We start from the raw sequence: 14,577 nt of genomic DNA, 5'->3' as shown, positions 1-14,577 counted from the left end.
GTTTTATCTGAAGCCTGACACCCTGATGGATATCGTGTCCCAGGTCGCTGCACGCGCGGTGGACTGCCTGCGCATTTTTGACCCGGTGGCGCAGCAATGGCGCCCGCAATGCGCAGGTGAGTGAGTTCGGACGCCTCCGGCGGGAGTATTTGGAAAAAGATGAAGTCGCCTGAAGTGCCGAGACGAGACATCTTTTGGAGCGTCTTATTGGCCTTGCCTGCCTGTAGACGGGTTTTGAGCGTTAACACCGCAGTCTGGCGCCTGTCGGGTCAAACGGTGCCTCGGCCAGTGCGCGCGCCTTGTGCGGTTTGCCGATGACCTGAATGACAACCTCATCGCCCGGCAGCGCGGTGTTTGGGTTGCGGAATCCCAGCGCCAGCGATTTCCCGACCGAGTAACCGAACGCCCCCGAGGTGACACGACCCACGGGCGCGCCGTCGGGGGTAAAGATCGGCTCACCCCCGGTTGCGTCGGCATCTTCGGTCACATCCAGCTCGAAGACGGACAGCACCTCGCGCGCGGGGTTGTCCTTGACGGACAGATAGGCGTCTTTGTGCAGGAAATCCTTGTCCAGTTTGATCAGACCCGCCAGCCCGACCTCTTGCGGCCAGTATTCCTGAGAATACTCGCGCCCCCACGAGCCATAGCCCTTTTCGATCCGCAGCGCCCCCAGCGCGCGCGCGCCCACCGGACCGCCACCACAGTCTTTGGCGGCCTCAAGCAGGGCGGTGTAGAGCGCCACCTGATCCCCCTCGGCGCAGTGCAGTTCCCAGCCCAGATCGCCGGTAAAGCTGACCCGGATGGCCACGCATTCGACGCCAGCGACCGTGATTTTCTGCGACCGCATGAAGCGGAACGCCTCGTTCGACAGATCGGCATTGGTCAGGCGTGCCAACGCTTCGCGTGACCTGGGGCCTGCGATGTTGAACCCTGCGATGCGGTCGGTGGCGACCTCAAGCGTGGTGCCTTTGGGCATATCGACCATGTTGAAGAAGCGCTGATGATAGCGTTCGGCCATGCCGGACCCGATCATCATGTATTCATCCTTGGCCAGCTTGGTGATGGTGAAATCGCCCGCCACGCCACCGCGAACCGAGATCAGCGGCGTCAGGCAGCTGCGCCCCACTTCGGTGGGCACCCGATTGGCCACCAGACGGTCCAGCCAGTCATGGGCACCGGGGCCCTTGATCACGTAATTGGCGAAGTTCGAAATGTCGATCACGCCCACGCTGTCGCGCAGCATCTGCACCTCTCGGCCCACGGGCACCCACCAGTTCTGGCGGGTAAAGCCGGTGGTCTCTTCCACCTCGGGTTCATCGGCGAACCAGAGCGGATGTTCCCAGCCGCAATTGAGGCCAAAGACGCACCCCATCTGTTTCTGCATCTCATAGGCGGGGCGCACACGGGCCGGGCGGCCTGCGCTGCGTTCTTCGTTAGGGAAATGGATCTTGAAGCGGTGGGTGTAGGCATCCTGAACGCGGGCCTTGGTGAATTTCTTGTCGGCCCAGTCGCCAAAGCGGGCCAGATCCCAGGCGAACATGTCATATTGCGGCTCGCCCTCGATCATCCATTGCGCCGCCAGCAGACCCAACCCACCGGATTGCGAGAAACCGGGGATCAAACCACCGCAGAGGAAATAGTTCTTCAGCTCAGGCACCGGCCCCCAGAGCATGTTGGCGTCGGGCGACCAGATCATCGGCCCGTTGATCACGCGTTTCACCCCGGCTGTGGCCGCGACCGGCACGCGTTCGGTGGCGCGGATCACGTTTTCCATGATCCGGTCCAGATCGTCGGGGAACAGATCATGGGCAAAATCCAGCGGCGTGCCGTCTTCGGCCCAGAATTTCATGTCTTTCTCATAAGCCCCGATCAGCAGGCCGTTGCCTTCTTGCCGGAAGTAGTATTCGCCGTCGCGGTCAGCGATCGAGGGCAGACGGCGCCCCAGGCTGGCGACCTCGTCGATGCTTTCGGTCACGAAATACTGATGCTCGGTCGGTTGCAGCGGCAGGGTCAGACCCGCCAGCGCCGCCACCTCGCGCCCCCAGAGACCGGCGGCGTTGACAACCCACTGGGTGTGAATATCGCCTTTGGGCGTGCGCACGACCCAGCTGCCGTCGGGCTGTTGTTCGGTCCCCGTCACCGGGCAGAACCGTTCGATGGCGGCCCCTATGGCGCGGGCCCCGGCGGCATAGGCGTGCGGCACGCCCGACGGGTCGACATTGCCGCCATCGGGTTCGTACATGATGCAGCGGATGTCATCGAACTGCGCCAGCGGATGCAGTTCCTTGGCTTCTTCACGGCTGACTTCGTAGAAGTTCAGACCATAGAACCGGGCCTTGGCCTCTTGCAGGCGCAACTGTTGCTCACGCTCTTCGGTCTGGGCCAGATAGAGCGAGCCGGGCTGGAATACGCCGCAGCTTTGGCCGGTTTCCTGTTCCAGCTGTTTATACAGATTCATCGTATAGTGCTGGATGCGGGTGATGTTGTTGTTATCGTGCAGCCCGTGAATATTCGCCGCTGCGTGCCAGGTCGAACCGGAGGTCAACTCGTTCCGTTCCAGCAGGACAACGTCGGTCCAGCCAAGCTTGGCCAGATGATACAGGATCGAACAGCCGGCAAGGCCCCCTCCGATCACAACAGCTTGTGCATGGGTTTTCATGAGTGCTTGTCCCTTGGTCCGCCGCAGCTCAGGCGGCGATTTCTTTCATGACAGCCAGAAATTTGGCGACTTCGCCGATTGAGTTGTAGTGGCACATCGAGACCCGGACGCAGGCGTCATAACCCAGCGGCGTCAATATGTTGCCAGAATAGTGGTCGGCCTTGCGCAAATGGGTGCGAATACCTTCATCGTTCAGCCGTTTGACGACATCCGCCGAGGCCACGCCCTGTACGCGCAGCGACACCAGCCCTTCGCGTGCGGGGTTGTCGGCACCGCCCAGAATGGTGACTTTCTCCATCTCGGCCAGACCGCTCAGGTTGCCGGTGCCGTGGATCATCGCGTCGGTCAGTGCCTTTTCCTGCGCGTGAATGGCGTCACCCGCTGCCAGAAATCTGGCACGCCGGTCGGTGGCGTCGCTGACCTGACTGCCAAGCCATTCGAAATAAGACACAACGTCGGACATGGTCGCATAAGCCCCGGTGTCGCGTGTGCCCATTTCCCAGTTATCTGCCGGGCCGTCCAACAGGGCATTGTGTTCAAGCCGCGTCAGCCGGTCGGAAATCCACGCCACGCCGTAGCCATGGCGCGAAAACACCTTGTAGGGCGAGATCACGTAGCCGTCGACGTCATACGCGCTGAGATCGATCCGGCCATGGGCGGCGTGCTGGATGCCATCGACAATTATGAAACAGTCTGGCGCCACGGCGCGGATCGCTTGTGAAACTGCGGCCACATCAACGCCCATGCCCGTCACGGGTGAGGTGTGCAGGATTGTCGCCACTTTGGTGTCGGGTGTAACAGCTGCGGCATAGGTCCCGGCTGTCACGGTGCCGGTGTCGTCATCATGGGGCACCAGCAAATGGGTCTGCCCGGCGATGCGAGCCCAGCGATCACAGGCTGACCGTGTGGCGGGGTGTTCCAGTGTCGACCCCAGCACAATCCCCGGACCGGTTCCGAGACAAGCGTTCATGATCAGCCGGAACAGAAGTTCTGTGCCGCTTTCACCCACAAAGAACTGACCACCGGGTGCATTCATGAAATCCCGCATATCGGCCTTGGCCGCGTTGATCGTTGCAACCAGAGCATGAGACCCCGGATTGTCACGCCCCTGATTGTCCGGGATTGCGGCGTGACGCGCCGAGCTGTCCAGCACGGATTTCAGTGTCAAAGCCCCACCGGCGTTTTCGAAAAATATCCGCTCGCCCTGTTCGGGGCAGTGATCGATCTGGGCAAAACGGTTGCGGATCTGGTTCAGCAGGTTTTCCGAAATTTGACTCATGAAAAGAGGCACCTTTGTGTTTTGTGAACGTATGATTTTTCAGACAAGCCTAAGATGGTTTCCCCGCAGGGCTGGCCAAATCTCCCGTAACCGTGCGGATGGTTCAACATGTGCTTCATTCCCGAGCGGCCCTTATTCCGACTATGGCGTCGAGGGCGCGGTATCTTGTTCTTTTGCGACGTAAATACAGTCACGTCTGCGACACGGCGTGTTGAGTAGGCCAGAATACCCGCCCCATGTGTCGGGGCGAACCTGCCTTTGAGGCAGGCAGCCATCCGACGTGGGTTCCATGCTTTTGCCTGATCCGCGGCTATAGCAGATCAAACAACCGCCCCGGAACATTTCTGTGCCTTGGCAGGTCAAGCGCCCGCATTAGGGCAAACATCATGGCCTGATTGGACGTCACAACAGGTTTATCAAGGGCCGCTTCGATCCGGTCTATGGCCTCGACCGCGCGCATGTCGGTGCAGCTGAGTATGATGGCCTCGGCCTTTGGGTGGTCGGCCTGCATGGCAAGGTCGAAAACCTCGTCCGGGGTCAGTTCTCCCTGCCCGTAATTGCCCAGCTCGCGGCCGATATCGGCGCATTTCACCGTTGTGATCTGGTTTTGCGTCAGAAAATCCATGGCCTGCGTGTTGATCTCGCCCAGATAGGGTGAAGAAAAACCGACGCTGGACACGCCGAGCGCATGGATCGCACCAACCAGCGCCCCTGCGGCGGTAATACACACGGCGCCCGACGCAGCCCTGATGTCCTGCGCCAGCTGGTGATCAAAGGACGGGCCATGGGTCAGCGTGGCCGAGGTACAGCCATAGAGCACCACATCGGGCCGAACGCCCGAGATCATCTTGAGGTCATGGCTGATATCCGAGGCCCCCAGACCCGCCATCTGATCCGAGCCGGGGATCTCATCCACGTCATAGCCACCCATTCGCTGAAAATGCACCGTCGTGTCCGGGCAGCGCATCAGCATCATGTCAGCTTCGAGATTGGTGTTGGTAAAGGGCACCAGCACCCCGATTTTGGCCCGTGTCCGGGTTTCAAAGGTCATGACGTCACCTCTTTCAGAACAGTCAGGCAGCGCTCCATCACTGCCGTGTCACAGATCGTGGCGCGCAGGCAATCCGCGAGGCAATAGCCGCCCATTCCGCGCATGAGCAAACCCGCTTTGCGCAACGCTGCATCCGCTTTTTGCGCGGTGGCGGCATCGGCAAATCGGATCAGGACAAAATTGGTGTGGCTGTGCGGAACAGATAATCCCAGCGCCCGGCACCCGTCGGCAAAGCGATCCCGGATGGCGGCGGTTCTGGCAACCGTGTTGCGCATGTGGGGCTGATCTTGCACCGCTGCCGTTGCCATGGCCTGAGAGGGGGTCGATACGTTGTTGGGGTTGAGCAGTTTTCGCAGCTCAATCGCGACCTCAGACGGGAACAGACCCCAACCCACGCGCGCGCCCGCCAGACCGTAAGCCTTTGAGAAGGTGCGTATGACCACAGTATCCCCACGTGCGACGAGGGCAAAGATTTCAGCCGGGTCGTGGTCGCGATCAGCGAATTCTGCATAGGCCTGATCGACCACCAGCAGCACGTCCTCGGGCAATGTGTCGCGCAGGCGGATGATCTCGGCATTCGGGATCAGGGTGCCGGTCGGGTTGCCGGGGTTGCAGACAAAGACGATCCGGGTATCTGGCGTAACAGCCGCCAGAATGTCGTCGACCGAGACGGTCAGATCAACCTCGCGCGCTTTCACATAGTCTGCACGCACCTGCGCCGTCGCTGATGCCACATAGGCATAGCCGTAATCCGTGCCCAATACATGGTCGCCCGGCCCTGAATAGGCGCGGATAAGGCAGCCGATCAACTCCATCGATCCGGCACCGCACAGGATGTTGTCGGCTGGCACCCCGTGCACCTGAGCGATGGCGGCGCGTAGGTCCGACCAGTCGGGATCGGGATAAAGCGGCATCCGGTGCAATGCCACCTTCCCCGCCGCAATTGCGGCAGGGCTGACCGGAAAGGCGCTTTCATTCTGGGCCAGAGATACAGTGTCCGGGCCGCCCAGATCGGCCAGCGCATAGGCCGCCATGGCACGAATGTGATCAACTGCGCGGATCATGAGGCACTCCCATAGGCTTTGGCCCCTTCTTCCGTGACCAGCCCGCGCCTGAGGTCCAGCGCCAGCGCCTCTGGGTCGCGCGCGGCCGGATCGCCAAAGCCGCCGCCGCCGGGGGTATCGAAGATCAGGTAGTCGCCACTTTCCACACGTAGCTCGCCCTTGCCCGGAATGTCGCCGCCGCCATCGCGGAACCGGATACGTCCCGGCGCGCCGGGCAGGCCGCCCATGCGGCCCAGAGCGGGGAATTTCAGACGTTCGACCGACAGGAAGACGATGAAGGGGGCATCGTTGGCGGACGTCATCTCGATCCGCTGCCCCAATCCGCCCCTGAACTGGCCTGCGCCGCCCGAGTCGGGCAATAATTCGCGTCGCCACATGATCACCGGTGCGACACTTTCGGTTATTTCGACCTGCGAGCCGAACACCCCCGAAGGGTAGGCTGTCGCAGACAGGCCATCCGCATGGGGTCGCGCCCCGGTGCCGCCGTTGTGAACGGGTTCGATGGCAAATTCACGCCCGCCATTCGCCGCCACTTCGGGCGCGTGGCGCATTGGCAGATCGAACATGCACGAGGCCCCTTCGGCGGGCACCTGATCGGGCAGCGCCTGATGCAGGCAGCCCAAAACCAGATCCGGTGTAACCTGCCCCAGCGTATGCCGCATGGCCACAGGCACCGGATGCTGGGCGTTCAGGATGCAACCTTTGGGGCCGTCCACCGTGAAAGGTTCCAGCGAGCCCGCGTTGTTCGGGATATCCGGTCCGACGATGCAACGCAGGGCAAAGACCGTATAGGCGGTCGCATAGTTCAAAGGCACGTTGATGCCCTTCTTCGAACACCCGGACGTGCCCATGAAATCGACATGCATCCCGTCTTTGGTCACAGTGAGCGTTGCGTGCAGCTCCAGCTCTGCCTCATAGCCGTCCATGCGCAGCACGTTCTTGTAAACGCCCTCGGGCACCTCGGCGATGGCCTGCAACGCACCTTTACGCGAGGTGTCGATGATATAGGTGCCAAGGCTGTCCAGATCATCGATCCCGAACTCGTCCATCATCGCAACAAGGCGGTTCACCCCGGCCTCGCAACAGGCGATCAGGGCGTAGATGTCGCCCTCATTCGCCACAGGCTCGCGCGAGTTGGCGCGGATGATATCGATCAGCAGCGCATTGGGCGTTCCGGCCTCGACCAGTTTGCAAGGCGGGATCAGCAGGCCTTCGTCATAGATGTCCGAGCCTTCAGGCCCCATACCCAGACCGCCCAGATCCACCAGATGCGAGGTGCAGGAGGTAAAGCCCACCACCCTGCCATCCTTGAACGCGGGCATCATCAGCAGGAAGTCGTTCAGATGCCCCGAGGCCAGCCATGGGTCGTTCGTCATGTAGATGTCGCCGGGGCGCATGTCCTGCACCGCGAAACGGGCGCGCAGGTGCAGCACGGCCTCGGCCATGGTGTTGATATGGCCCGGTGTTCCGGTCACAGCCTGCGCCAGCATCCGGCCATTCACGTCGAATATCCCCGCGGAAATGTCGCCGCATTCGCGCACGATGGGCGAGAAAGCCGCGCGGATCAGGGTCTGGCCCTGTTCTTCGACCACAGCCAGCAAGCGGTTCCACATCACTTGCAGGCGGGCGGGGGACAGATCAGCGGTCATCATGCGCCTCCTTTCTGGTCCTGTATCAGGACAAGGTTGCCGATTGCATCCATCTGGGCCGAGAAATCGGCGGAAACGAGTGTGGTTGTTTGCGGTTCATGGATCAGCGCGGGGCCTGCCACATGGTCACCGGGGCGCATATCGGCGCGGGCGAGAAAGGCGGCCTGTTTTACCGTGCCATCCAGATCACAGGTGATGGGGCGTGTCTGCGTGGCCTGAAATGCGGTTTTGCCCGGCGTTTCTGACACCGTGGGCACCGCTTTGTCCGGGGTGGCAACGCGAACAGCCCAGTTGAGGATCTCGATCTTCATCCCCGGAACAGGGCGTGAGAATTGTTTGCGGTATTCCCTTTCGAATGCGGCTGTCAGCGGGGCGATATCCTGGCGCGTCAGGGCGCGATCCGGCAAGGTAATCTCGATCTCATGCCCTTGCCCGCTATAGCGCATGAAGGCGGTGCGCAGGGTTTCGGTGGGTGCATCCCCTGCCCCTTGGGCGACGACCTCTTTTGCTTCGGCAATCATCGTATCGAACAGGGCGTTCAACCCGTCCATGTCCATGCTGTCGAGCAGGGAAAAGCGCGAGCGGACGATTTCGAAGGACACCGGGGCAAACAGGAACCCAACCGCCGAACCGACGCCGGGATTGGGCGGGATCACGATATGCGAAACACCGGCGGACCGGGCGACGCGGGTGGCATGCAGCGGCCCGTTGCCACCAAAGGCAATCATGGTACGCGGGCCAAGGTCCTTGCCGCTTTCGACCGCGTGCATCCGCCCGGCGCTGGCCATGCTTTCGACAACGATGCGGCTGACCCCATCTGCCGCACCTGTCGCATCCAGCCCCAGTTTTTCCCCGATCACACGTCTCAGGGCGGCCTTGGCGCCAGCAGGGTCCAGCTGGATATGCCCCTCGGCAAAGGTGTCGGGCACGATATAGCCCAGAGTGATGTCACTGTCGGTCACGGTCGGATCGATGCCGCCGCGCATGAAGGCGACCGGTCCGGGTTCCGAGCCTGCCGATTTCGGCCCGACCGTTAGACGCCCGAGACGGTCAACACCCGCGATCGAACCGCCGCCAGCACCGATTTCAATCATCTCGATCACCGGAATGCGCACCGGCATTCCCGACCCCTTGATGAACCGTGCCGCGCGGGCGATTTCGAAAGAGCGGGATGTCTGAGGGCGCGCCTTGTCGATCACGCAGAGCTTGGCCGTGGTGCCACCGACGTCAAAGGACAGGACCTGATCCAACCCGGCACGCGCGGCGATGCGGGCGGCCAGAATGGCCCCACCGGCAGGGCCGGATTCTACCAGACGAATGGGGAAACGCGTGGCGGTGTCGATCGTGCACATACCACCGCCTGCCGTCATCATCAGGATCGGACAGGTTACGCCCTCGGCCGTGAACTGATCCACAAACCGGGTCAGATAGCTATCCATCAGCGGCTGAATATAGGCGTTGGCCACAGTGGTGCAGAGCCGGTCAAACTCACGCGCTTCGGGGCTGACATCGGACGAGATCGAGACGGTCAAACCGGGGCGGTGTCGCGCCAGAAGATCGCGCAAACGCCGTTCGTGGGTCGGGTTGGCGTAGGAGTGCATCAGGCAGATGGCCACCGCCTCGGCCCCGCTGGCGTCAATCTCGGCCAGCAACCGGTCTACTTGCGCTTCATCCAGTTCAATCAGCACCTCGCCTTCTGCCGACATGCGTTCGCGTATGGTCAACGAGCGTTCGCGCGGCACCAGCATGTCCGGCTTTTCAAGATTGATGTCGTATTGGGAATACCGACGTTCGTACCCGATATCGAGAATATCGCGGAACCCTTCGGTGCAAACCGTGGTCACGACCGCCCCGCGCCGTTCGATCAGCGCGTTGGTCGCCAAAGTTGTTCCGTGAATGAATCCGGTGACATCTTTCAGCGACCGGCCAGTCTGCGCCATGACTCGCCGCGCGCCTTCCAGTGCGCCTTCTGCCGGGTTCTGGTGGGTGGTCAGGGTTTTGGTGGAGGCCAGTATCGTCTCATCACCCGAGACCAGGACCGTATCGGTAAAAGTGCCGCCAATATCGATGGCGAGGCGCAGAGCGGTTGTCATGAGGTATTCCGTTGTCGTCTGAAAGCAGGCAGGCAGAACGGCCCCGAAGGGCGGTTACCGGCGCGTCGCGACCAGATCACAGCCGGTCGCACGGCGATCAAGACGGGTGGGGATACACTGACAAGTCATACAGTTTTGTCCCCTACTGCGCCCCGCTTCACTAGCAGATTTACGACAGATTGGCCCGCAAGCGACACATTTGTCGCCGCAGAGGGTTCTGCCCTGAACCTGCCTGGTGTCAGTCTAAGGGTGCTTTAGGTGAACCGTTTCGCCGGTTTGCAGGGCCTGCTGCGCCGCCAATCCCATTCGCACCGCCCACAAACCGTCATGCACTGTCACATCCGGTTCGGCCTTGTGCCCGCGCACCAGATCCAGAAACCCCTTGTGCTGATAATAGGTCGAGCCGTTGTGATCTCCGGCAGCCAGCAAACGGGGATCGACAGGGATATCCTGCGACATTGGCCCCTTGGGGTCCCGCGGGCTGACGATGACCTGCGGCACTGGCGGCGTTCCCAGATGGTCGGGCCAGAACCGCCCCGGCCCCGGCACCAGAGCCTCGACCTTGGCTTTGGGTCCGATGGCCGAAATCTCCTCCTGATAGCGGGCGCCTTCGGCGAACATGCACAGCTCGAGCATCGCGCGCGCGCCATTGGCGAAATCGACCAGAACATAGCCATGATCCAGTATATCGGGTGTTTCACCCCCGTAGGTTTCGTCCAGATGATTCACCGCCTGCCCGCCGCTTGCGGTGATCCGCACAGGGTCGGATTGCAGGATCAGCCGCATCAGATCGAAGAAGTGGCAGCATTTCTCGACAAAGGTGCCGCCGGTGTTGCGGTTGAACCGGTTCCAGTCGCCGACTTTCCGCAGAAACGGAAAGCGATGTTCCCGGATCGACAGCATCCTGACCCCGCCTGTGTCCCCGATCTTGTCGATCAGGGTCGCGATGGGCGGCATATAACGGTATTCCATCGCAACCCAGATCGGGTGTGGATAGTCACGCTGTACCTTCGCTAGCCTTGCGGCGTCCTGGGGGTTGGTGAACAGGGGCTTTTCCACCAATAGCGGCAAGGGGCGCGTTTGCGCGATTTCACAGATCTGGTCGACATGCAGGTGATTTGGGCTGGCTATGACAAGGCAGTCCAGGTCTTCGATATCCAACACCTCTTGCACCGAGCGTGCCATAACCGCCCCCGGCGCAATCGCCTGCGCGGCTTTTGCCATCACGGGATCGGGTTCGAATATCGCCGCAACACGCGTGCCGTCCAGCAGGGCGATGTTGTGCAGGTGTTCCTGCCCCATCATGCCACATCCGATCAGCCCGTAATTGATGGTCTGGGTCATGCGCGTTTCCTTTTACTTCAGACGTTGGACATAGGTGGCCCGGTCCGGGTCGAACCAGGTCTTTGAAAATTCGACAGGTTCGGCCTTGTCCGACCAGCTGAACCGTTCGATATAGCCCACCGTTTCACCGGCGGCTTTGGTGAACGCCGCGGGCGTCCAATCGGGCAGCTGGCCAATCGATACGCGATCTTCGGCCCGTGATATCCAGAAACCCAGCTGGTGCTGATAATAGCGGTAGAGCGAGTCCGACAGCAGGCTTCGCTTGATCAGGCCGGCTGATTCGTCCAGCCAGATTTCCTCGACCGCGATGATTGTGTCATTCAGATAGCGCATCCGACGTACGCGCGATCCGGTGTCTGAAGTGCCAAAATCCGGCAGATCGGAAGGTTTCTTCAGATGATCGACGGACAGGATATCCGCACGCGGCAACCCGCCCCCTTGGGGCAATTCCAGCCGGAACATCGCGTAGACGCTGTTCTGAGTTCCGGTCTCGCGGATGTAATTTCCTGACCCCTGAATACGCTCCAACATGCCTTTTTTCTCAAGCTCTGCGAGAGATTTTCGCAGCGTGCCGACCGACACGTTCAGCTCGGCCGCCATGTCGCGTTCTGGGGGCAGACGCTCACCATCGATCAAGCGGCCCGCAGCGACATCGCGGATCAGCAGCTCGGCAATCTGAACGTAGATAGGCAGGGCATTGGGGTTTCGGGTGTTGGGGGGCATTTCAGGCGCTTCATTCGGTCGCAGGAAAAATTGATACACTATTGATCTACATCAATGTGATTGCTACGCAAGAGGAAAGTAAAAGATGCACGGAGCGTGAATCAAATGACCATCGTCCCCATCACATCCCCTGATCTGGATGCGGCCGAGGTTTCGTGGTTCGCCGCCTTATGTTCGGACGATTATCAGTTCCTGGGTGTGCCCGATGGTGATCTGCGGTCCAGCTGGGAGCATTGCTCGGCCATCGTGAAAGAGGCCGAGGCACAGGGGTTCCGCAACATCCTGTGCCCGTCATCGTATCAGGTTGGGCAGGACACGCTGAGCTTTGTCGCCGGGTGTGCGCCGATCACGCAGAAGATCAACCTTTTGGCCGCCGTGCGCTGCGGCGAGATGCAGCCGATCATGCTGGCCCGCACGATCGCGACTTTGGATCACATGTTGAAGGGGCGGCTGACCGTCAACATCATTTCATCCGATTTTCCCGGCGAAAAGGCCGACAGTGCCTATCGTTATCAACGGTCGCGCGAAGTGGTCGAGATCCTGAAACAGGCCTGGACGCAGGAGGAGATCAACCATGCGGGCGAGGTCTACAACTTTACAGGTCTGACAACGGACCCGGCGCGGCCCTATCAGACTGGCGGGCCGCTGCTGTATTTCGGCGGTTATTCGCCCTCGGCGCTGGAGCTGTGCGGCGAGCATTGCGATGTGTACCTGATGTGGCCGGAAACCAAGGATCAACTGGCCGAGCGGATGAAAGCTGTTCATGCAGTGGCCGAAAATTATGACCGTACGCTCGACTATGGCTTGCGGGTTCACATGATCGTTCGCGATACCGAAGCCGAGGCGCAGGAATACGCGGATTACATCGTTTCAAAACTGGATGACGACTATGGCCGCGCGATCCGCGAACGGGCGTTGGATGCAACGTCGCTTGGCGTAGCGCATCAGGCCAGGAATCGTGATCTGGCGGATGAATATGGCTATGTGGAACCCGGTTTGTGGACCGGCGTCGGCCGCGCCCGCTCGGGCTGTGGTGCGGCACTGGTTGGATCAACCGATCAGGTCATGTCAAAGATCGAAGATTACCGGAAGATGGGCATTCGCGCGTTCATCTTCTCAGGCTATCCGCACATGGATGAGGCCAAGCATTTCGGTGCTCGTGTGATGCCGCATCTGAAAACATGCTCGCTGCCCGAAGCCTACAGGCGTGTGCCCAAGACACCCCCAGCCACACCGCTGGGCAACGGAGTGCGCCGCTGATGCAACGCGTGAAACTATCCCCGACGCTGGAAATGAGCCGCCTTGTCTATGGCATGTGGCGGCTGGGTGACGATAGCGACACCTCAGCAGGGCATGTCGAGGCCAAAATTCAGGCCTGTCTTGATCAGGGCATCACCACCTTCGATCAGGCCGATATTTATGGTGGTTACGCGGCCGAAGCCGTTCTGGGCAACGCCTTGCGCGCCAATCCCGGCCTGCGCCAGAAGATGGAGATCGTCACCAAATGTGACATCGTCGCACCTGTGGGGCGGCATTCCGATGCGAAGGTCAAATACTATGACACCTCACGCGCGCATATCCTGAAATCCATCGACATGTCCCTGTCGGAAATGGCCATCGACCACATCGATCTGCTGCTGATCCACCGCCCTGATCCGTTCATGGACCACCACGAAACCGGGGCTGCGCTGGATGAGGCTGTCGCCAGCGGCAAGGTGGGCGCGATTGGTGTTTCGAACTTCCGCCCGTGGGACTGGACCCTGCTGCAATCGGCGATGAAAACCCGGCTGGTCACCAACCAGATCGAGATCTCACTGGGCGCGATCGCCCCTTTCACCAATGGCGATCTGGCGTTTCACCAGCAGCATGGGCACCACCTTATGGCGTGGTCGCCGCTGGGGGGTGGGCTGCTGATGGCCGGAAACCCGCCCGTCGGGGTTGTCGCTGATGAAATCGCGGAGGAGTTCGGTGTAGACCGGGCCGCTGTGGCCGTCGCCTTCCTGCTGGCTCATCCGGCGGGCATTCTGCCGGTTCTGGGCACCAACAACCTGAACCGTATCAAACGCATCTCAGACGCGTTGAACGTCACCATAGACCGCGAAACCTGGTTCCGCCTGTACGAGGCGGCGCTGGGGCATGAGGTAGCATGATGAACGCAATCTCAAGGAATATGACCCACACCTTTGTGCCACATAAGGACGACACCCGGACCCTGCGGGATGCTTTTGGTCGGTTTGCAACCGGCGTTACCATCGTGACATGCGACAGCGGTGATGGCCCTATCTGCATCACGGCCAACAGCTTTTCGTCACTGTCGCTGGACCCGCCACTGATCATGTGGGCTGGCGACCGCAACTCGCGACGGTTCCCCTATTTTCGCGCGGCACGGCATTTCACGGTGCATGTGTTATCGTCGGCGCAGGCCGAGCTGTGTTTTGGATGCTCGAAAGATGCCCATGCACTGCGCGACATCCGGCATGAGCGCTGTGCAAACGGCACCCCGCTGCTGTCGGATTGCCTGGCACGATTTGAATGCGAACAACATGCCTATCACGACGCGGGCGATCACGTGATCGTGGTGGGCAAAGTCCTGAAGGCCAGCATGAGCGACGGCGACGCGCTGACGTTCTACGCCGGGAAAATGGGCCAATTCGCGCAGCACTAAGCGCGATCTGACGACCGCGGGACACACCTGCGGCTGAACAAGGGAGGATC

11 protein-coding genes are annotated in these 14,577 nt (G+C 60.9%); 3 read left to right on the top strand and 8 right to left on the bottom strand.

Annotated features, from left to right (window positions below; translation table 11 throughout):
• Positions 1 to 241: 241 nt before the first annotated feature.
• The 8 genes from AC2FNC_RS15245 to AC2FNC_RS15210 form a co-directional block, all read right to left on the bottom strand.
• A complete protein-coding gene (locus tag AC2FNC_RS15245) occupies positions 242 to 2,659 on the bottom strand; it encodes a GcvT family protein (RefSeq protein WP_496715787.1) in 2,418 nt (805 codons plus the stop codon).
• A gap of 28 nt (positions 2,660 to 2,687) precedes the next feature.
• A complete protein-coding gene (locus AC2FNC_RS15240; protein ID WP_496715786.1) occupies positions 2,688 to 3,938 on the bottom strand; it encodes an aminotransferase class V-fold PLP-dependent enzyme in 1,251 nt (416 codons plus the stop codon).
• Between the two features lie 310 nt (positions 3,939 to 4,248).
• Positions 4,249 to 4,989 (bottom strand): maleate cis-trans isomerase family protein, encoded by a 741-nt coding sequence (locus tag AC2FNC_RS15235; RefSeq protein WP_480521078.1) that lies wholly within the window; start codon positions 4,987 to 4,989, stop codon positions 4,249 to 4,251.
• Entirely contained in the window at positions 4,986 to 6,053 is a 1,068-nt protein-coding gene (locus AC2FNC_RS15230) for a pyridoxal phosphate-dependent aminotransferase (RefSeq protein WP_480477527.1), read from the bottom strand. Before AC2FNC_RS15230 ends, AC2FNC_RS15235 begins: the two co-directional genes overlap by 4 nt.
• Entirely contained in the window at positions 6,050 to 7,702 is a 1,653-nt protein-coding gene (locus AC2FNC_RS15225; protein ID WP_496715785.1) for a hydantoinase B/oxoprolinase family protein, read from the bottom strand. Before AC2FNC_RS15225 ends, AC2FNC_RS15230 begins: the two co-directional genes overlap by 4 nt.
• On the bottom strand, positions 7,702 to 9,795 hold the full coding sequence (locus tag AC2FNC_RS15220) for a hydantoinase/oxoprolinase family protein (RefSeq protein WP_496715784.1): 2,094 nt from the start codon (positions 9,793 to 9,795) through the stop codon (positions 7,702 to 7,704). The genes AC2FNC_RS15225 and AC2FNC_RS15220 overlap by 1 nt, the downstream gene beginning before the upstream one ends.
• Before the next feature lie 243 nt (positions 9,796 to 10,038).
• On the bottom strand, positions 10,039 to 11,139 hold the full coding sequence (locus tag AC2FNC_RS15215) for a Gfo/Idh/MocA family protein (protein ID WP_496715782.1): 1,101 nt from the start codon (positions 11,137 to 11,139) through the stop codon (positions 10,039 to 10,041).
• A 12-nt stretch (positions 11,140 to 11,151) separates the two neighbouring features.
• The gene (locus tag AC2FNC_RS15210; protein WP_480477535.1) at positions 11,152 to 11,862 is read right to left on the bottom strand and encodes a GntR family transcriptional regulator; all 711 of its coding nucleotides are present in this window, start codon (positions 11,860 to 11,862) and stop codon (positions 11,152 to 11,154) included.
• 105 nt (positions 11,863 to 11,967) lie between these two features.
• On the opposite strand from AC2FNC_RS15210, the gene AC2FNC_RS15205 reads away from it, so the two are divergent.
• Genes AC2FNC_RS15205 through AC2FNC_RS15195 form a run of 3 tightly spaced genes read left to right on the top strand, consistent with a single transcriptional unit; the run spans position 11,968 to position 14,527 of the window.
• Positions 11,968 to 13,122, top strand: coding sequence for an LLM class flavin-dependent oxidoreductase (locus tag AC2FNC_RS15205; RefSeq protein WP_480496081.1), 1,155 nt, complete (start codon positions 11,968 to 11,970; stop codon positions 13,120 to 13,122).
• Positions 13,122 to 14,012, top strand: coding sequence for an aldo/keto reductase (locus AC2FNC_RS15200; RefSeq protein ID WP_480625462.1), 891 nt, complete (start codon positions 13,122 to 13,124; stop codon positions 14,010 to 14,012). The genes AC2FNC_RS15205 and AC2FNC_RS15200 overlap by 1 nt, the downstream gene beginning before the upstream one ends.
• Positions 14,012 to 14,527: a flavin reductase family protein gene (locus tag AC2FNC_RS15195; protein WP_480477541.1), complete on the top strand. Its 516-nt coding sequence runs from the start codon at positions 14,012 to 14,014 to the stop codon at positions 14,525 to 14,527. The genes AC2FNC_RS15200 and AC2FNC_RS15195 overlap by 1 nt, the downstream gene beginning before the upstream one ends.
• The last annotated feature ends 50 nt before the right edge of the window (positions 14,528 to 14,577 follow it).

The organism is Ruegeria sp. BHSA123, assembly GCF_059613425.1.
This window is presented reverse-complemented; position numbering and strand designations above follow the sequence as displayed.

Coding starts and splice junctions, on each gene's coding strand:
- AC2FNC_RS15245 (WP_496715787.1), bottom strand. CDS start 2,659: ATGAAAACCCATGCACAAGCTGTTGTGATCGGAGGGGGCCTTGCCGGC.
- AC2FNC_RS15240 (WP_496715786.1), bottom strand. CDS start 3,938: ATGAGTCAAATTTCGGAAAACCTGCTGAACCAGATCCGCAACCGTTTT.
- AC2FNC_RS15235 (WP_480521078.1), bottom strand. CDS start 4,989: ATGACCTTTGAAACCCGGACACGGGCCAAAATCGGGGTGCTGGTGCCC.
- AC2FNC_RS15230 (WP_480477527.1), bottom strand. CDS start 6,053: ATGATCCGCGCAGTTGATCACATTCGTGCCATGGCGGCCTATGCGCTG.
- AC2FNC_RS15225 (WP_496715785.1), bottom strand. CDS start 7,702: ATGACCGCTGATCTGTCCCCCGCCCGCCTGCAAGTGATGTGGAACCGC.
- AC2FNC_RS15220 (WP_496715784.1), bottom strand. CDS start 9,795: ATGACAACCGCTCTGCGCCTCGCCATCGATATTGGCGGCACTTTTACC.
- AC2FNC_RS15215 (WP_496715782.1), bottom strand. CDS start 11,139: ATGACCCAGACCATCAATTACGGGCTGATCGGATGTGGCATGATGGGG.
- AC2FNC_RS15210 (WP_480477535.1), bottom strand. CDS start 11,862: ATGCCCCCCAACACCCGAAACCCCAATGCCCTGCCTATCTACGTTCAG.
- AC2FNC_RS15205 (WP_480496081.1), top strand. CDS start 11,968: ATGACCATCGTCCCCATCACATCCCCTGATCTGGATGCGGCCGAGGTT.
- AC2FNC_RS15200 (WP_480625462.1), top strand. CDS start 13,122: ATGCAACGCGTGAAACTATCCCCGACGCTGGAAATGAGCCGCCTTGTC.
- AC2FNC_RS15195 (WP_480477541.1), top strand. CDS start 14,012: ATGAACGCAATCTCAAGGAATATGACCCACACCTTTGTGCCACATAAG.